The following is a 17,211-nucleotide window of genomic DNA, read 5'->3' as shown; positions in this document are numbered from 1 at the left end:
GGCCGAACGATGAGCTTCGCCTCGATAACGGGTCTGCCGGAGAGGCGTTCGATGGCCGTTCATCCGGCCAGGGATGGACTGCCAGGCCGAGCGATCAGAAGTGACAGCACATCCATGCAGGCATCGAGATGCGCCGCGACTGATCCTTCCGGCAGGGGGGGCATCATGCCAAGCGCCATCTGGCGCAGCGGTTCGGCCACTGCCATTGCCAGAATGGCTTTGGCCAGCACGGCCGGTTCCGGGGCATGCAAAAGCCCCTTGCGGGACTGTTTTTCGAGCCAACCGGAAAGCAGCATCTGCCCACGTTCAATCCCATTGCGCTGGTAACTGTCCAGGAGTTCCTGCTTGCCGGGAAACTCAGTCGTCAGCAGGCGGAAGACGCGAACAGCGGTTTCGGACAGTACCTGCATGCAGACGTTTTCCAGAATCGCCCGGAGTGCTTGCGCAGCGTCACCCGTGTCCTGCGGATCCATCTGCATGGACGGCGCATAGCCATCCGTCCACTGGCGAACCGCCAGACCGATCAGTTCCTGTCGATTCTCGGCATGGCGATAGGCGGTTTTCTTGGCCACGCCAGCGCGCCTGGCTATCGCCTCCATCGTGGCGGCTTCATAACCGCTTTCCAGCAACACGTCCATGGCACTTTGCAGCAGCGCCCGTCTTACGTCTTCTTCTGGTCGTGGCGGCCGTCCGCGCAGTCCTTTTTCCGGTTGGGGCATGGGGGGTTCCTCGGCATTGGGCAATGACGACCATGATATAGGAAACGATGTTCGTTTCCTATATCATGGTCGCTCCGCCAATCGCGAAAGGAAGCCGATGATGTCCCAACTCGCCAAACCGTGGCTTGACCACAGTCCTCTCCTTGATCCCGCCCCCATGACACTGGAGATGGGGGTGCAACGTCTTGAAAATCGCAGTCTGCTGGTGGCTGTGCGTACCGATCTCCATGGCTGCAAGGGAAGGATGCTCGACTGGTGGTTCACGTTTTTCGAAACTACCCAGCACATCAAGTGGTGGCATCCGGTAGATCACGTCGAACATTCGGGATGGGACGCAAACTGGGAGAAGGGCAAGCGCTACCATGGCGCCAGCATCTCCGCTGTCGAATCCCTGGGAGAAATTCCTCCGGTGACCGCCAGGCTCAAATTCCATGATCCTCGCGATGTGTTTGCACCCTCAATGGTGGATGACGCCTTCGCCAGCCACCGGGTATCGGCCATTGTTGCGGCCCGGATCGGTTTTGGCGACGGGGTGAAGCTGGATGAGAATGGCGATCCCGTGAGCGGACAAATGCTGCACGTCGCCAGGGACACCCCTTTTGGCTGCGTGCTTCGCAGCCGCTTCGTCCTGGGACTGGATGACGAACATGCCCCGAGTGAAGCCATGGGGCTGGCGCTGATGCGGCATTGCTACACGGAGTTCACCTTTCTCTCCCGCTTTTTGCCATCGCTTTATTTTGGTGAAAAGGCCAATGGTGAAGAGGTCCCGCTTCCATGGTGAAGTTCGGTTTTCACACTGGACAGATCTCCCGGGCGGCAGGGCGCCGTATCGCACCTGGCTGACTGCCCCGCGCCCATGGACCGGTAAAGGGCAATGATGCCGCGCACCTCTTCCAGCTGACTGAGGACCTGTTCATCTCGCGCCTGATTGACCGTGCGCTGTGCGACAAGTACCGGCAGATAGGCACTCAATCCCCGCCCGTAGAGCCGGGTCGAATGCTCCAGGGCTTGCTGGCTGGCGGCAACGGCCTTGCTCAGGGAGACCTGGCGCTGGCGTTCACTCGTCCATGTCACCAAGGCATCCTCCACATCGCGAAGCGCAAGACGCACGTCTTTTTCGTAGACCAGCCTTGCCGCGTCGGCATTAGCTTGTGCAGCCGTCACACCCGCGCGTGCGCGCCCCCCGTCGTAGAGCGATTGGCTGCCCTGCATCCCGGCCGACCAGGCCAGGCTGGCGCCCGAAAAAAGACTGTGAATGATGCTGGCCGTGGTACCGATGCCCAAAGGGATACGAAACCTGGGAAAGCGTTCGGCTTCGGCAACGCCGATCTGGGCGCTGGCTGCGGCCAGGCGTCGTTCGTCTGCCCGCAGATCCGGGCGTTGGCGAATCACTTCAGAAGGCAATGAAAGCGGCACAGGAGTACGCATGGTCAACATTGGCGAAAGCTTGGCCAGGGCTGCGTGCCCGTCTTCGGGGAAACCACCGGCCAAGACACCAATGGCATGACTGAAACGGGCAATGTCCGCTTCCATCAACGGTGGCTGCGCTTCGGCTGTTTCACGTTCGGCACGTGCCTGCATGACATCGGCCAGGGTGCCCAGCCCCATCCGGTGCGCCTGTCCGGCCAATCGCTCGGCGTCAACGAGCGTACGAATGTTGTCGCGCACGATACCCAGGCGTTGTTGCGTCGCACGCAGCCCGGCGTAACTGGACACCAGTTCGGCTGCCAGGCTTACCTGCAGCGCACGATGATCTGCGGCCAGCGCCTCGATACCCGCGTCGGCGGCTTCGAGCGCTCTGCGCGTGCCGCCAAACAGATCCGGCTCCCAACTGGCATCGAAACCAAGATGCCAAGCCCGCGACTCCCCTCCGGATTGCGAAGTGAGCGCCTTGCTGCTGCGCCGGGCCTCGCCTGAACCACCGGCTGAAACCGTGGGTCCGGACGAGGAGGCGATCTGCTCTCGTTCAGCACGCGCCTGCCGCAGGCGCGCCAGTGCGATATCGAGATCCTGATTCCGCGCCAGGACCTGATCGACCAGGCTGTCGAGCATGGGGTCCTGAAATGATTGCCACCACGAGCGCAGTCCGTCGTGATCACTGTTTTTCATGGCCGCTCCGGCCTCGACCCAGTTCGCCGGCACCTGCACCACGGGTCGGTGATAGTCAGGACCTGCCGTCGTGCAGCCGGCCAGGCCAGCCAGGAGTGAAAACAGCATGAGCACACGGCAACGGCGCTGCCGGGCGTGATTCGGTGATGCGTGCATGACCATCCCTTACATCCAGTGGTGCAGTAGCGATATGAGCCGGCCCTGGGGCGGAGAGTCGCCCCCCGATGTCGCCACTTCAATGCTGCCGGTCATGCCCGCCGCCAGCACGACGTTATGCGGGAGTTGCTCGATTTCTACGCGTACAGGGATGCGTTGCGCCAGGCGGACCCAGCTGAAAACAGGTTCCACGCTCGGCAAGCCCTGGGCATCGGCCTGCTGGTTGGTGTCGGCGATGCCCCGTCCGATGCTGGCAACCCGGCCCGGAATGACCTGGTCAAACCCCATCAACCGGATCTGTGCAGCGGCACCGGGCTGGATGCCGCGCAATTTGGTTTCTTCGAAATAGCCCGTGATCCAGAAGCTGTTTGCATCCAGCAAGGCGATATTGGGTTGGCCGGTCACCGCATAGTCACCTTTGTTCAATCGCAGGCGCGTGACATATCCATCCACCGGGGCGTGTACAACGGTGCGCGCCAGGTCAAGTTTGGCCCGGTCCACCGCGACCTGCGCACTGCGCCGTTCCGCCCGGGCCATGACTGCCGCCTGGTTTGCGCGCTGGATTTCTTCGGCCGGCACGAGGCTCTCCATGCCTCGGCGTCGCCTGGCATCCCCGGTTTTCTGGTACAGCGAGGCTGTCGCCGCAGCCAATTGAGCTTCAGCCTGTGCCAATGCCAGCGCGAAGTTGGTCGATTCGATCCGGTACAGCACTTCGCCCCGCTTCACGTACTGATCGTCTGACACCGGGACTTCCGCTACCTTGCCGGACACCTCCGGTGCCATGCGCACGATCTGCGCACTGACGCGGCCATCGCGTGTCCAGGGGGCCAGGACATAGGCGTGCCAAAGCGCGCTTACAAGCCATCCTGCGGCGATAACGACAAATAATGTAAGTCCCGCCCGAATGAGCGGCTTTACCGGGAATGAAAGTTTAGACATAGAGTATCAACACCGAAACGAGGCAGAGGGAGATCGCGAATTCGAACAGGCCGGGGTGCCAGACCCACCGCAATACGCCGCTGCGCGCAAGCATGGAGCGAACCCCCAGATAGATCGGCAGCGCGATACACGCGTAGACGAAGAATGGCGGCAGGTAAATGCCGGCCAGCGAGAACTCACTGAGCATCGGTGTGGCCTCCAGACCTGTTTGAAAAGTAATCCGCGTGGTTTTCGAGCAGCGCGGCAATGTCGAGCAGCACGACAGTCAATCGCTGTGTTTCCGCCATCGCGGCACCGTCTGTGGCGGGTAACCGCGACAAGGATTTCGCTGCGCGACGCGCATGGCGCGCGGCCAGACGAGGCTCGGCCGCGCGGCGGCTCATGTTGCGAAAGGCCGCTGCGAGCACGCGATGCAACCCGGAGCCCTTGGGGGCCTGGCGCAACCCCTTGCGCACGCGCAGGACTTCTCGCCCCAGGTGAATGCTGGCCGAGGCGTCGGATATGGATCGGTCCATCAACTCCGGCTGCGTTTTAAGCAAAGCACCGAGTTGCGCCGTGCGATGCTGCTGGCGCCATTGCCATGCATTCGCCGCCGTTTGCCTGCCTCTCAGGGCGCCCAGTGCTTCGTCGCGGATGACCTGGCGCAGGCGTGCCACGTCACGTGGCAGATTGCGCGGCAGCACAATCCTGAATCCCAGCAGCGTAAAAATTGTCGCCAGTACCCAGGCCACGGAGCTGTTGAGGAACTGCGCAAAGTCGTAGTGCATCGGATTGCCTGGCGCCGCCAGCGTCGTGAAAGCCACGAGATAGGCAACGCCGGCCAATGCGTAACGCGGCATCGTGGTCGCATAAACAGCAGGCAACCAGAACAGGCCCAGAACCACCAGCAGCAGTGGCAGTCCAGAGACCTGGGGCAGAACGACGAAGGTGCAGAGGAAGGCCATCACGACGGCAACCACTGTGCCCTTGATGAATTCGACGGCGCCGAGTGCGGGGTTGGGCGCGGTGGACAGCAGTGCGCAAGCCGCCGCCAGCCCCGCCAGCATCATGGCTCCGTACGACCATCCTGTTGTTATCCAGAACGTGCCGCCCAGCACGACGGTCAACAGTGCCCGCAGTCCGTTCTGGATCGCTGCCGTGGTGTCGCGGTAGAACGGGACCTGGATTTGTGCCGCCGTGGGCCGCAGGTGATGGAAGCGCGCCATGCCCTTGAGGGCTTCAAGGTAATCGTCGAGCTGTTCGATCAGGCGGTCGCCTGCAATCATCAGCGCGGCATGTTCCAGTGCTTCATCCAGCGATGTCCTCGCGAGCATGTCTGTCAACTGCGCACGCATGTCAGCCAGTGTCCGGATTGCAATATCCAGCCCGACGGGGCCCTGTTCGTCGGTCAATGCCTGGCAGGCCTGCTGCCAGGCCTGTTCCCAGGCCGGTTGAAGCGATCGAAGGACATTCAGGCTGGCACTTCCCGCACGCATGGGCGGTGCGCCGCCTGTCAGCGCGGAAAACAAGGACACCATCGTTTGTCGAACCGTGCCGGCACGCTGGGCCAGGTCAGCGGACTCGGCTTTCCCTGACGCCAGCAGGTCGTCCACCCCGTACACGTCGGTAATGAGGTTGCGTCTGCCAGCACCCAGGGGTTTGCCGCCAGGTGTGCCATCACCGTGAATCGCCTGGTGATTCGTCGAGAGAATGCCTGCGGTCGCGGCTGCCAGCCGGTTGAGCTGCATCGCCAGGCGGCTGTGCACGCTGCGGGTGCTGAAGAGGGCCGACACTACCGCCAGGCACACTACGCCGATCAGCACGGACGCGCCGCGCCCCATGACTTGATCGAACGTGAGTTCCGGATGCTGCATGGCGCCATAGGCCGCCAAGCCCACGGTGTATCCCGCCAGGGTTGCGCCATAGGCCCGAAAATGACGCAGGAGCGTCATCCCCACCACGCAAACGCCCAGCCACAGGCCAAAGCCCAGCAGGAACAGCCAGGGCATCTGCCCGAATGCGCTCATCAGAACGAAGGCCGCCAGCATGCCCGCCAGGGTACCCAGTACCCGCCAGACCCCTTTGCCGATCACGGTGCCCTGTACCGGGCTGATGACAAGCAGCACGCTGGAGGCCGCCGAATACGGTGCGTGCAGATCCAGCAAGCAGGCGACCACGAGCGCCAGCCAGGCGGCCAGAATCGAACGCATTACGCAGGTTGCGCGCGGTGTCGTCAGGTCGAGGTACGGCAGCCCGTGAGCGAGCCAGTCCCGGAGCGGGAAAAGGTGGCGGGGACAAATGCCTGGAGATGCCGAAGGCACGTTTGCAGAACGCACGATAGCGCCCTTCTGCAGTGAGTAACGAGCATCACTGTAGAGATGGCCAATCATTCCAGAAAGTGAATTTATTGCACTTTAATGGATGCGTTGAACGCACTCATCAGGGCATGCTATCTCTCCGGTTGTGTCCGTCTGGCCGCCTCCGCCTCCTCCTTGTTGCAGAGGGCATGGATCGTATGTCGCAGCCACTGATGGGCAGGATCACTATCCAGACGAGGGTGCCACGCCTGCGTCAGCAGCACTGTCTCAAGGGGCGTCGGCAGTTCGAACAGGCGAATGCTGAGGCCTGCCGCAAGCGCGCTGCTGGCAAGATGCCTGGGCAACGGCAGCAGCAGATCCGAATCCTGCAGCGCAAACAACGCCGTATAAGGACTCTGTACGACCAGGGCGACATGCCGGCGCAGTCCTTGCGCTTCCAGAGCGGCATCTATCGGTCCGATGGCCTTTCCGCGCCGCGACACGTTAATGTGCTCCCAGTGCGTGAGGCGTTCCGGCGTGATTTCATCGTCAAAAACCGGATGATGCGCTCGGGCAACACCCACGAACGTCGTGGTGAACAGTGACTGCACACGAATCTCTGGTCCCAGCTTGCGCGAAGCACTGATAAACAAGTCAATGCGGCCACTGCGCAGCGCCTCCTCGTCCACGTCATCTTCTTCCGGCGAGAAACGCAGCATCGCGCGCGGCATCTCCGTGGCCATCGCCCCCAGCAGATGACCCAGGTGGATGCTCACGAACTCATCCGTGGCGCGGACGCTGAAACGCCTGTCCAGCGATTTCAGGTCGATGCCGGTGTCGGGTTCAAACACCTGCGTGGCCTGCTCGACCGCCAGGCGCACCTGCTCGCGCAATGCGAGCGCCCTGGGCGTGGGCATGAGCTTGCGGCCGACCTGGACGAAGACCGGATCCGCCAGCGCTTCCCGGATGCGGCTCAGGGTGCGGCTCATCGCAGGCGGACTCAAATTCATGCGACGTGCCGCACCGATGACGCTTCCTTCATCCAGCAACGCATCCAGCGCCAGGAGCAAGTTGAGATCGGGGCGCGCCATGATGCTCCTCAGGCCATTAACTAAAATGCAATCTTATTTCAGGTTGGATAACACAGAAAGCATTGATCGAAAAATGCGCCTTCATCATCTGCTCCGGCCGTTTCGGCGTGCCCGCGATGAGGCGCTGCAGAAGCTGCTGCAGGAAGCGGGTCCGGGTGATTCGTGTCATTGCCAGGAAGCTCATGCAGCGGCGGCAGGAGACCGCCCTGAACGTGAAAATTTTCTACAGCACGTCTTTCAGCACAGGAAGGCATTTCACTGGTGAAAATTCGGTAATGCGGTAGAGGGCCAGATCATGTTGCCGGAAGGGGTCCTTTGTGAGGATCTCCTCCAGCGCTTGCCGGTTGACACTGCTGCTGGCCAGGATAACGCCCCCATCCCGCGGGTTCTTCGGGCCTGATGCCAGGAAGATCCCTTTCTCATAATGAACGTCGAGAAAATGGCGATGCGCCTCCAGATGGGCCTCAATGTCGGCAAGGGGCTTTTGATAGGTGAGCTCTATTACATACATGGTTTGATTTCCGGTTTCATATGGATGTCCATCGGTACGGATTGCGCGAGTAATCAATAGCGCAATCATGGTACTCCTTGAAACTGGGCTTGCTCCATACCTCGTGAGTGTGCTCCGAACCTCCCCACGCTGAAGGCATTGCCTGCTGCCGGATTAAGGGTAATAGCGCCACCATCCGGAGCCGTTACTGCAGCGAAATCGTCTGCATGCTCTGCCGCAGCGCGGCCTCCAGTTTGCCAAACTCTTCCCGGGTCGAATTGAAATTGAAGATCAGCATCCGTCCACGAAATGAAGTAATCAGCAGGATGCTGTGAATTCTGGTATCGATGGCCTGTGATACCAGTTCCAGCTGGATCCACTGCCGGCCTTGCAGGCTGACCATTTTGCGCTGCTGCCATTGCAGGCCCGGCATCGCGCGTTCAAATGCGGCTTCCAGTGAGGACTTGACCTCCTGAAGCGATTCGGCCGGCAGCAGGGTTGTTTTCAGGTCATAGGCAATGGTCGTGGTCCGCTCCGCATTGCCTGCGGCAAATGCCGGCGGGCGCCCGGGAGGATATTTGAGGGCTATTTCCATGCTGGAAAGTTCAGTGAATCCGTCCGGCGCATCGAACGATACGCCAAGATCCGGGATGGAGAAGGTGGCAGCATGTACCCGGGTCACAAGACCAAGGACAAATAATCCCTTGAGAAGCAGCAATTTCATGGAGTGGTATCAGTCTGGCAATCAGGCACCGTCATGCCTGTTACTCGGTGGTGGGGCTGGTTGCCGGCATGGCTCCCGCTTGGGCTGGGCAGCGTCTTTTTGTCTGCCCGATTTCGTGTATCGTGGCCACATATAACGGGTAAACCCTCGCATGACAAGTCTCAAACCGGAGCAATGCTTTATGGAAATCGGCGTGCAGTCAATTCTGCTTTCATGGTTTTGCCACCCCAGCCTTCGGCGCTGGCTGCCCCTGCTGGCCGGGGGATTGCTGTGCGGGCTGGCGACCGTTTCACAAGCCGCCCAGCCGGCTCCGCGCTGTGGTGTCTACAGCAACAGCCAGCTGGGCGAGATCCATGTGCTCAGCCCCGATCTGATGCAGCGACGGGTGAAAGACAGCACGCCTGAACTGCTGCATTACCAGCGTGTCGACGGTCAGCTCAAGGTGTTCAATCTGGACCTGGGAATCGGTGATGCCTACACGCTGCTGGACGATGGCCGCGCCATCGACACCGGGATGGATTTTGTCTACACCCTGACCCGGCCCTTGTTCTGCCAGCCGCCGATGCCTGCCGCGACGAGCGTGGCCGGGCAGGCCTGCTGGCAGGATCTTGAGGCATGCGGCCAGAACAGCATTCAGGCCAGCGACAAGGATCTGCGGGACATGTGTGCAGACCGGCTGTGGTTTGCCTGCACCCGACTGTTCGCGGGCGAGCCGGCTGCCTGGCTGCAGTCTGCGCTTGCTGCCGGGCCGCTGCCCAAACCCCTGCCGGCCGACCGGCTGGAGGAGGCCGCGCAGATATGCCTGAAGGGCATGTCTGGCGCCGTATGCAAGGAAGCAGCGAACGTGAACTGGGATGCCGGTCGTTACCTTCAGGCCCGGGCGTTGCTGCGCCATGCCTGTGCCGCTCCGCTTGCCGACCCGACCGCCTGCCTGGCAGCCGAAGGCATGGCATCACTGACCGGGACCGCACTGGCTGCGCCTGCCCCGGCCGGGCTGCCCCGGGGCCGCTTCAGATCGGATACCGGACTTGCCAGAGACATCACTTTTGGTGACAGCGGGCAGGTGACCGGTTTTGCGGGCCTGGTGATGCAGGCCCGGCTGGAGCATGGACTCATCCACATGCGTCACAACCAGGGCGGGGATTTCATCCTGCGCCGGGTGGGCGAGGGCACGCTGATCGGTCTGGACATGTGGAACCGTCTGTCTGTTTACGAGGCACAGCCCGACAGCCCGGCGCACTAGTGCGCAGCCGGCAATGCCTGCCACCTTCACTGTCACGCGTGCTTCCGCGCATTCGGCATGAGCTGGCGCAGTGTCAGACCCTGAATTGCGCCAGCGTGTCCATCTGCTGCCTGACCAGCGTGTCCAGCAGTTCTGCACTGCTTGCGGTGTTTCGTGCTGCGGCACTCGACTCTTCAGACATCTGTGCCGTCTTTTCGACCTGCTGGGCAATGTTGTTGCTTGCCACGCCCTGCTGCTGGATGGCTGCAGAGATGCCGCTGATGCTGGTTGCGGCGTTGTCTGCATTTGCTCCGATCTCGCTTATTGCATGACTGGCTTTGTCTGCCCGGGCCACACCGCTTTCCACCAGCTGGTCGGCAGACTCCATGGCGGTGACGGTCTCCCTGGCCATGCCGAGCATGGCCTCGATCATCGAAGCGATTTCCTGCGTTGAATTTGCAGTCCGTTCGGCCAGCTTGCGTACCTCGTCGGCCACGACGGCAAAGCCGCGCCCCTGTTCGCCGGCACGCGCGGCTTCGATGGCCGCGTTCAGTGCCAGCAGGTTGGTCTGGTCGGCAATGTCCCGGATGACATTGACCACCGTCCCCACCTGAGCACTTCGTGCTTCCAGCTGCTGGATATGGACTACGGACGATTTGACGACCCGGGAGATTTCGTGAATGTCCGTAATGGTATTGCGGATGATTTCCGAACCGGACTCCACCAGTGCCCGCGCTTCCAGTGCGCCGCTGCGGGTGTCCAGTGCCTGCCCGGCAACGTGGTTGATACTGACCGTCATCTGTTCCACCGTTGCAGCCATGTCCGAGGCTGATTCACTCTGCACCGAGGAGGCGGCGGCCACCTGCCGGGCCGTCTCGCTCAGCGCCAGTGATGCCCCCTGAACCTCATGGGCGATATGGCGCAGTGCCTGGAAGCTGGTTTGCAATTTCTCCATCAACAGGTTGAGTGCCATGCTGGCATCGCCGATTTCGTCATGATGCAGAACGGTTGTGCGCCGGGTGAAATCCATGGTTTCGCTGACACTGGCAAGATCGCTGCGAATTTGAGTCAGTCCTGTCCGTATTGTGCGAAACAGGTGGAGGGACAGCCCGCCGGTCAGTGCCAGAGCCACGGCAATACAGGCAAGGGACAGGTTGCGTGTGTACTCATAGTCTGCGCGGCTGATTGCTACGTCCTGCATGGTGAGCGCCTTGTTGAGCGCGTAATGTTCATCGAGTGCTTTCTCGGCAGCACGGGACAGGGGCGAGGCCTGTTTGATCAGGACCATTCTCTGCGCAGGTTCGAGCTGGACAGACCGGGTGAGGGCAGGCTGAATGGCTGCCCAGTATTGCTTTACCGAATCCCGCACCGCATTCAATTTTTCCTGGTCCTGATCGTTGTAGATATTCTTTGCCTGGTAGTCGGCCACTGCCATGTCCAGATTCTGCTTTGCAGCCAGGATTTTGTTTCGCGCCACATTGCGTTGCGCATCATCATCTGCATGCAGAAAATCCCGTAGTCCAACACGAATATTTGACAGGCCGTGCTGCGCACGGTTGATGTCGTCCAGACTGGGGAAAATATTGTTCATCATGGCTTCGTGGCTGTCTTGTGCATGACCTTGCTGCCAGACACTGTAACCACCCACGGAAAGAAGGGCAAAAATGGCGACACTGAGCGTCAGGAAAAGCTTTCTGGAGATATTCATTTTTCCGGTTTCAATTATATAGATCGTCTTCAGTTGAAATATTCGTCTGAAAATCAATCTGATAAAAAGTTAAGCACGAGTTTCCCGGATTTTCGATGTCAGCTTGCAGATAGAATTTTGTGTGGCTAATGTTGTTTTTATATAAAGCAGCGTGTGCGGCTCTTGCCTGCTTTTTTGTAAGGCAGGGTAAATGTCAGGCAGGGAAAAATTAACCAGATCAGCTGTTCATTGATGGCCGGGATGGCCGGTCATGATGGAAGGGCTGGTCCTGCTCTTTTCTTAGAATCAATGTCAGCGCTCTTTCCATTGTTTCCGTCGTTTCTTCCATATCACTCAGGCAGGCTTCAACCAGCACCCAATACGGATGCGATTTCTCCTTGGTGATCGGAAGCATTTCTGTGGTCGTCTCTTTCAGGACACAGGTAAGCAAATTCAAGGATGCAGACATGCGATGAATGACCATCTGCAAGGCTTTTTCTCTGTCGAGAAAGGATTGCTGGTATCTCCTGATTTCTTCTTCCTGATTTGTTTTTTCTGTCATTGCAGGTTCCTTTTTAATGGCTTCATGTAGAAGGGGTGTTGGAAAAATTGTTGATAACAGGCGGGCGCAAGATATTTATGAGATTTGCCAGGCAGGTGACACGATAAGAAGTTGAATCGTCCTGTTGAGTGCATGATGAATTTCATGAAATTGGCATGCCGTTTCTTGAGAGAGGTGTCACCTGTGCAGGAAAATTGTCTGGCCGGTTTCCTTGGCTGGAAGCCGGCCAGTTGCTCAGATCCGGAACCGGCCGATAGTGCTTAACATCTGCTGCGCCTGCTCGTTAAGATCGGCTGCCGTTGCCGAATTGCTTTGAGAGCTGGAATGGCTTTCCTCCGCCATCTGTGCCACGCGCTCAATTTGTTGGGCAATATTGGTGCTTGCAGTCGATTGCTCTCGCATCGAGTTTGAAATCTCGGCAATCTGTTCAACCGTACCGTGGGTGCGCTCCAGTATGCGGTTAATTGCTTCCGTGGCCTGACTGGCTGTCTCCACGCCTGCCTCGACCTGGCTTACCACGGTTTGCATGGAGGCCACCGTCTGGTTGGCATCGCTTTGCATCGAGGCGACGGTGCCGGTGATTTCCTGGGTTGATGCCGCGGTGCGTTCCGCCAGTTTTCGCACCTCGTCGGCCACCACGGCAAAACCACGACCACTTTCACCGGCCCGGGCGGCTTCGATGGCGGCATTCAGTGCCAGAAGATTGGTTTGTTCCGCGATGTCCTTGATGACACTGACTACCGTGCCGATTGAGGTGGTTTTTTCTTCCAGTTGGGTAATTTGTAGTGCGGCAAGTTTGATGCTGTCCGAAATGCTGCGAATCATGTCGATGGTTTCATTGATGATGGTCGCTCCCCGCCCGGCTTCATTTCCCGCCTCATGCGCCCGTTGATCTGCCTGAGCGGAACGATCTGCAACATGGCTGATACTGACCGTCATCTGCTCGACGGCTGCCGACATGCTGGAAGTAGACTCGCTGACCTGCTCGACGGCTTGTGACATCTGAGCGGACGAACCTGCCACTTCGGTGGCATGACCCCCTACCGTGCTTCCGATCTGGCTGAGTTCGGCAAAGCTGGTCTGCAGCATCTGTAACAACTGATTGAAGCAAGTGGCAATGCGAGCAATTTCATCTTTGCCGTTGTCGCTGACACGCAGGGTCAAATCGCGGTCAGAAGTAATGGCTGTGATTTTTTCTTCAAGCTGATTAATAGAATGCTTGATGCTTGATGCTACCCACAGACTGGAGGAAAAAATGGCAGCCAGCAGAATAAAGCCAATCGTCATCAATACCCGTTTTGCTTCATTCTGGGTCTGTACGGCTTTATTTCCCAGCTGATAGGCCAGGTCTTTATTGAACTGAACAATTTTTTTCAGCAAGTTGGCTGTTTGTATGGCGGCAGGGGTAAAGGTGGTTGCAATATATTTCAGTTCGGCCTCGTCTTGCGCTGCCTTGTCGTGGGGGTTGGCCGCTTGTGCTCTTATTGCTGTAAATGCAGGAATAAGTGCCTCCCATTTTTTTACGGAGGCAATCGCTGCATCGATATTGGTGCGATCTTCCTCGTTGGTGACCATCGTGCTTTTGTATTGCTCCAGTTGCCCAAGCAGTGAAGTAATGTTTTCGCTTGCGGTCGTCAGCGCTTTTTTATTGCTCGTCTCGTCTATGGAGGCAACGGAAAGAAGTATCTGGCGTCTGGCCTCCTGAAATTCCCCACGGATATTCTCAGCCGCAACCAGCGATGGCAATGCGTCTTCATTTATCGCTACGACCCGGCTTTCAACTTCAGCCATTTGTGAGTGAAGTACCCACAACATGGCCGCGAGGCCTATGAAGCTGATCAGTGCTAATCCGTAAAGCTTCGTGGATATTTTCATTGTTACTTTCCTTGGCTGTTCTGGCTTGCTTACCCAATTGTGGTCATTCTTGCTATGGCATAATTAAATACCGCTTTTTCTCCGGCTGACAATTTTTTATTGTTTGAATATGCAGCATAAAGTTCTTCGTCACAGGTTTGATATTGTGAAAGAATCCGCGTTATTTTCCTGGACGCAAGATTGGCGCTTTGCTCGTTGATGATGGCAATGCCAAGACCTTGCTCTGCTGCGTCAATGATTCCAGAGGTGGAGTTGGTGGTGAAGCGGCTTTTTATTCTGACCGGAAGAGAAATGCCGCTATATGGCAAAAGCACGTTGATTGGCTTTTCGCCACCCCTGTAAATGCAGTGATGATTTGCCAGTTCTTCCGGTGTTGCTGGTGTGCCATGCTGCTCCAGATAAGCTTCGCTGGCATAAAAACCTGATGCAAGATTACAGACTTTATGGGTCGTGCAATTGTTCATTCCTGGCTTTTGGGTCGAGAGGAGGAGCTTGATTGGCGAATGATCAAAATCAGGCTCATCATCAGAAACATGGATGTCAAGTTCCAGCTCAGGGTAAAATTTCAGCAGTTCAAAGAAAAAGCTGTTTTGAAATATTTCAAAAAAATTTGTAGGAACCTGAATGTGAACTTTTTCGTTTTCGCCTTGCTTGCCTGAGCGGATAAAATTTACAGCCGTATCAAGGCTGTCGATATTGACGCCGCTCCATTTGTAAAGACGCTCGCCATCAGGTGTGCAAGATAATGACCGGGTTGAGCGGGAGAAAAGCAACGTGCCCAGCTTGTTTTCCAGTCCACTTAATCGCCGGCTTAGCGTGTTGGCGGGCATGCCAAGCTGTTTGCTGGCCTTGGAGAAGTTTCCAGCACGAACGATTTGAACAAAGAGCGAGATATCGTCAAACATGGCGCTTGTACCGAGTGGTCAATTTTGGTTAGGGATAGTTCGCGGCGAAAGAGGGTTCTTTGTTATGCTCAAATATCAGTTTGTCATGATGGTACCTCATCAAATTTTGGTTGAGAATTGTTGAAAATGGACGCCAGTTATCCATTGTCATGAGGAATTGTGAGAATGGCATTGAGCACCATGCCGGCGTCAGGGGTCTTTATTGAAAAAAGTCAATGGGCAAATGTTGAAATATTCGACATGAAATGTGACCTGGCAGATTCAGCATCCACTGAGCCGGGAAATCAGGCTGATTAAAATGCCGTCAGCCATGAATGCGGCAGGCCATCCCGCCCCTGTTATTCGTGTACTGGTGTCGGTACACTCATCCATTCATGGCACATGACAGCCGAAATCACCGGGCCCACAGGCATGAACAAGTGAAATATTTTCAGGCGGGGAAGGCTTCCGGGACTGCAAAAGCCGATGACACAGGACGTTATCCATGACTGCCGGATAACTGCCTTTCATGGATGAATTCACCTTCCCGTTTTGATATGAATCAAATCGGCTGGCCGGTACGGGGTTGGTTCATTCGCGTAATGGCGTGCGGTCGTGCTCCTGAAACGATGCCGAACGGATGCCTTGTGAATCGACGTGTCCCTTTGCCCGGGGCCCGTGCGCAGTCAGGCCTGTCACCAGGGGGGCTGCTGACCTGCGTGCTTGGGGCAGGGGGTCAGATCCTGAAGCGCGCCACCTCCTGCTGCAGGCCGAGCGCCAGCGATTCGAGCTGTCGCGCCGCCGTGCGGGAGAATTGCACTGTTGACTGGGTTTCCTCCACCACGCCCACCACCCGTTCGACATCTCCGGCCAGGTTGGTGCCGGCCTGGCTCTGCTCGGTCACGGCTTCGGCCACGTTGCGGAAACGCTCCAGCGTCCGTCCCATGCTGTCGTCAATATCGCCCAGCGATGCTGCCAGCCGGTTTACCTGGGCGACCCCGGCCTCGACCATCGGGTTCACGTGATCCATGACCCCGGAGACGGTTGCCGTTTCCTTGACCACGGTCTGGATAATGCTGGAGATCTCGCTGGTGGCCTGTGCGGTGCGCTCGGCCAGCTTGCGGACTTCGTCCGCCACCACGGCAAAACCTCGTCCCGCCTCGCCGGCGCGAGCGGCTTCGATCGCCGCATTCAGTGCCAGCAGATTGGTCTGGTCGGCAATGTCGCGGATGGTGTCGGCAATGCCGCTGATATTGCGCGTGCGTTCTGCCAGCGATACCACCTGGGTCGATGCGGTGCTGATTTCTCCGGCAATGGACAGAATGCTGGTGGATACCTCGTGCGCCGTGGACCGGCCCTGTTGCGCCAGTTTGGCCACACCACGCGAATCCACTTCGGTTTCGCGAGCGTTCGCGGACACGTGGTCGATGCTGACCGACAGTTGTTCGATTGCGGCGGCGGCCGACGAAGTCGACTCGTTGGCCACGGTGGAAGCCTGCTCCAGCCGCTCCATCTGTTCGGTCATGCCGTGTGCGGTGTGTGCCAGCTGTCCGGCCGACTGCGAGATCTGTTCGATCATGGCCCGCAGGCTGATCTGCATGCTGCGCATGACCACCAGCAGGCTGTGGGGCTTGCCGCTGCTGTGAATTTCATCGGCCAGATTGCCGGCGGCAATGGCTTCGACCACCTGTACGGCGTAGGCCGGTTCGCCACCCAGGGCCCCGATGATCTGCCGCGACATGGTCATGGCCAGTCCGGCGACGACGACCAGTACGGTGAAACCGATACCCAGCAGCACCCAGGCGTTGTTCCAGAATGTCCTGTCGATGCTGTCTGTGAAAATACCCGTGCCCACCACCCAGCCCCAGGGTTCGAAGCGGTAAACGCCGTTGAGTTTCGGCAGTTCTTCCGTGCTGCCCTTGCGTGAGGTCATGATGACGGTCAGGCCATAGATGCCGGTTTTCAATGCATCGTTATAGGCGTCGACCGTAGTCCGTCCATCGGGCAGCTTGCTGCCGGTGTCGACCTTGCCCACTCGGTCAGATTTGGTATGAGCAACAAGGATATTGTCCTTTGTCCGGGCGAAGTAATAAAAATCGTCATGCTTCATCATGGTCAGCGTCAGGGCCGCCCTGGCCTGGGCCTCTGCCATGGTGAGTTTTCCCTGTTTCTCCTGACCCTGGTAGTACTTGAGAATGCTTTCCGCTGCTTTCAACTGGCTGACAATAAAGGCCTCTTTCTCCTTGTTCAGCGACGTGCGGATGCTGTAGAGCGAAAAGCCTGCCAGCAGCAGCAGACCAAAGAAACTGGTAAAAATGATGATTGCAAGCCGGGTGGAAACACGCATGATATGCCCTGATTATGGTTGTATATACAATAAAATTTCAAGAAATCATGGAGTAATGGCACTAATTAAAAATCTGGACGAATGTGAGTGGAAAATTGATTGCAGAGACGCAAACAGGGCTGTGGCAGCG

Annotated in this window: 16 protein-coding genes; 2 read left to right on the top strand and 14 right to left on the bottom strand. The window is 58.1% G+C overall.

Annotated features, from left to right (window positions below; translation table 11 throughout):
- Positions 1 to 59: 59 nt before the first annotated feature.
- Entirely contained in the window at positions 60 to 719 is a 660-nt protein-coding gene (locus tag DFO50_RS10120) for a TetR/AcrR family transcriptional regulator (RefSeq protein WP_112692446.1), read from the bottom strand.
- Between the two features lie 97 nt (positions 720 to 816).
- On the opposite strand from DFO50_RS10120, the gene DFO50_RS10115 reads away from it, so the two are divergent.
- Entirely contained in the window at positions 817 to 1,500 is a 684-nt protein-coding gene (locus DFO50_RS10115) for a DAPG hydrolase family protein (RefSeq protein ID WP_112692445.1), read from the top strand.
- Here DFO50_RS10115 and DFO50_RS10110 read toward each other — a convergent pair.
- The 8 genes from DFO50_RS10110 to DFO50_RS10080 all read right to left on the bottom strand — a co-directional run bounded on the left by DFO50_RS10110 (position 1,452) and on the right by DFO50_RS10080 (position 8,504).
- On the bottom strand, positions 1,452 to 2,936 hold the full coding sequence (locus DFO50_RS10110) for an efflux transporter outer membrane subunit (protein WP_199489796.1): 1,485 nt from the start codon (positions 2,934 to 2,936) through the stop codon (positions 1,452 to 1,454). The two genes, DFO50_RS10115 and DFO50_RS10110, sit on opposite strands and share 49 nt — an antisense overlap.
- Before the next feature lie 57 nt (positions 2,937 to 2,993).
- Positions 2,994 to 3,923, bottom strand: coding sequence for an HlyD family secretion protein (locus DFO50_RS10105; RefSeq protein WP_107890070.1), 930 nt, complete (start codon positions 3,921 to 3,923; stop codon positions 2,994 to 2,996).
- On the bottom strand, positions 3,916 to 4,110 hold the full coding sequence (locus DFO50_RS10100; protein ID WP_028498969.1) for a DUF1656 domain-containing protein: 195 nt from the start codon (positions 4,108 to 4,110) through the stop codon (positions 3,916 to 3,918). Before DFO50_RS10100 ends, DFO50_RS10105 begins: the two co-directional genes overlap by 8 nt.
- Positions 4,100 to 6,112 (bottom strand): FUSC family protein, encoded by a 2,013-nt coding sequence (locus DFO50_RS10095; RefSeq protein ID WP_112692444.1) that lies wholly within the window; start codon positions 6,110 to 6,112, stop codon positions 4,100 to 4,102. The genes DFO50_RS10100 and DFO50_RS10095 overlap by 11 nt, the downstream gene beginning before the upstream one ends.
- 239 nt (positions 6,113 to 6,351) lie before the next feature.
- Positions 6,352 to 7,290 carry a LysR family transcriptional regulator gene (locus DFO50_RS10090; RefSeq protein WP_112692443.1) on the bottom strand — a complete coding sequence of 313 codons (939 nt, stop codon included), beginning with the start codon at positions 7,288 to 7,290 and terminating at the stop codon, positions 6,352 to 6,354.
- A gap of 16 nt (positions 7,291 to 7,306) precedes the next feature.
- A complete protein-coding gene (locus tag DFO50_RS19160) occupies positions 7,307 to 7,459 on the bottom strand; it encodes a hypothetical protein (protein ID WP_156952499.1) in 153 nt (50 codons plus the stop codon).
- Positions 7,460 to 7,513: 54 nt separating this feature from the next.
- Positions 7,514 to 7,870: a YciI family protein gene (locus DFO50_RS10085; RefSeq protein WP_233495234.1), complete on the bottom strand. Its 357-nt coding sequence runs from the start codon at positions 7,868 to 7,870 to the stop codon at positions 7,514 to 7,516.
- A 115-nt stretch (positions 7,871 to 7,985) separates the two neighbouring features.
- Complete coding sequence (locus tag DFO50_RS10080) at positions 7,986 to 8,504, bottom strand: DcrB-related protein (protein ID WP_028498973.1); 519 nt, start codon at positions 8,502 to 8,504, stop codon at positions 7,986 to 7,988.
- Between the two features lie 193 nt (positions 8,505 to 8,697).
- Between DFO50_RS10080 and DFO50_RS10075 the strand changes: the two genes are divergently transcribed.
- A complete protein-coding gene (locus tag DFO50_RS10075) occupies positions 8,698 to 9,747 on the top strand; it encodes a hypothetical protein (RefSeq protein WP_146745045.1) in 1,050 nt (349 codons plus the stop codon).
- Positions 9,748 to 9,820: 73 nt separating this feature from the next.
- On the opposite strand, the gene DFO50_RS10070 is transcribed toward DFO50_RS10075, so the two are convergent.
- The 5 genes from DFO50_RS10070 to DFO50_RS10050 form a co-directional block, all read right to left on the bottom strand.
- Complete coding sequence (locus DFO50_RS10070) at positions 9,821 to 11,434, bottom strand: methyl-accepting chemotaxis protein (protein ID WP_051528786.1); 1,614 nt, start codon at positions 11,432 to 11,434, stop codon at positions 9,821 to 9,823.
- Positions 11,435 to 11,651: 217 nt separating this feature from the next.
- Entirely contained in the window at positions 11,652 to 11,975 is a 324-nt protein-coding gene (locus DFO50_RS10065) for a hypothetical protein (RefSeq protein WP_112692442.1), read from the bottom strand.
- Between the two features lie 234 nt (positions 11,976 to 12,209).
- On the bottom strand, positions 12,210 to 13,850 hold the full coding sequence (locus tag DFO50_RS10060; RefSeq protein ID WP_051528787.1) for a methyl-accepting chemotaxis protein: 1,641 nt from the start codon (positions 13,848 to 13,850) through the stop codon (positions 12,210 to 12,212).
- A 29-nt stretch (positions 13,851 to 13,879) separates the two neighbouring features.
- Positions 13,880 to 14,755, bottom strand: a complete 876-nt coding sequence (locus DFO50_RS10055; protein ID WP_107890068.1) for a LysR family transcriptional regulator — start codon at positions 14,753 to 14,755, stop codon at positions 13,880 to 13,882.
- A gap of 715 nt (positions 14,756 to 15,470) precedes the next feature.
- Positions 15,471 to 17,081, bottom strand: coding sequence for a methyl-accepting chemotaxis protein (locus DFO50_RS10050; protein ID WP_107890067.1), 1,611 nt, complete (start codon positions 17,079 to 17,081; stop codon positions 15,471 to 15,473).
- Between the last annotated feature and the right edge of the window lie 130 nt (positions 17,082 to 17,211).

This window comes from Microvirgula sp. AG722 (genome assembly GCF_003269145.1).
Classification (GTDB): Bacteria; Pseudomonadota; Gammaproteobacteria; order Burkholderiales; family Aquaspirillaceae; genus Microvirgula; species Microvirgula aerodenitrificans.
The sequence above is the reverse complement of the archived record's forward strand: the minus strand, read 5'-3'. Positions and strand labels throughout refer to the sequence as shown.

Bases quoted from the DNA above. Each gene is read 5' to 3' on its own strand.
- DFO50_RS10120 (WP_112692446.1), bottom strand. From the start codon at position 719: ATGCCCCAACCGGAAAAAGGACTGCGCGGACGGCCGCCACGACCAGAA.
- DFO50_RS10115 (WP_112692445.1), top strand. From the start codon at position 817: ATGATGTCCCAACTCGCCAAACCGTGGCTTGACCACAGTCCTCTCCTT.
- DFO50_RS10110 (WP_199489796.1), bottom strand. From the start codon at position 2,936: ATGCTGTTTTCACTCCTGGCTGGCCTGGCCGGCTGCACGACGGCAGGT.
- DFO50_RS10105 (WP_107890070.1), bottom strand. From the start codon at position 3,923: ATGTCTAAACTTTCATTCCCGGTAAAGCCGCTCATTCGGGCGGGACTT.
- DFO50_RS10100 (WP_028498969.1), bottom strand. From the start codon at position 4,110: ATGCTCAGTGAGTTCTCGCTGGCCGGCATTTACCTGCCGCCATTCTTC.
- DFO50_RS10095 (WP_112692444.1), bottom strand. From the start codon at position 6,112: ATGCGTTCGATTCTGGCCGCCTGGCTGGCGCTCGTGGTCGCCTGCTTG.
- DFO50_RS10090 (WP_112692443.1), bottom strand. From the start codon at position 7,290: ATGGCGCGCCCCGATCTCAACTTGCTCCTGGCGCTGGATGCGTTGCTG.
- DFO50_RS19160 (WP_156952499.1), bottom strand. From the start codon at position 7,459: ATGACACGAATCACCCGGACCCGCTTCCTGCAGCAGCTTCTGCAGCGC.
- DFO50_RS10085 (WP_233495234.1), bottom strand. From the start codon at position 7,870: ATGATTGCGCTATTGATTACTCGCGCAATCCGTACCGATGGACATCCA.
- DFO50_RS10080 (WP_028498973.1), bottom strand. From the start codon at position 8,504: ATGAAATTGCTGCTTCTCAAGGGATTATTTGTCCTTGGTCTTGTGACC.
- DFO50_RS10070 (WP_051528786.1), bottom strand. From the start codon at position 11,434: ATGAATATCTCCAGAAAGCTTTTCCTGACGCTCAGTGTCGCCATTTTT.
- DFO50_RS10065 (WP_112692442.1), bottom strand. From the start codon at position 11,975: ATGACAGAAAAAACAAATCAGGAAGAAGAAATCAGGAGATACCAGCAA.
- DFO50_RS10060 (WP_051528787.1), bottom strand. From the start codon at position 13,850: ATGAAAATATCCACGAAGCTTTACGGATTAGCACTGATCAGCTTCATA.
- DFO50_RS10055 (WP_107890068.1), bottom strand. From the start codon at position 14,755: ATGTTTGACGATATCTCGCTCTTTGTTCAAATCGTTCGTGCTGGAAAC.
- DFO50_RS10050 (WP_107890067.1), bottom strand. From the start codon at position 17,081: ATGCGTGTTTCCACCCGGCTTGCAATCATCATTTTTACCAGTTTCTTT.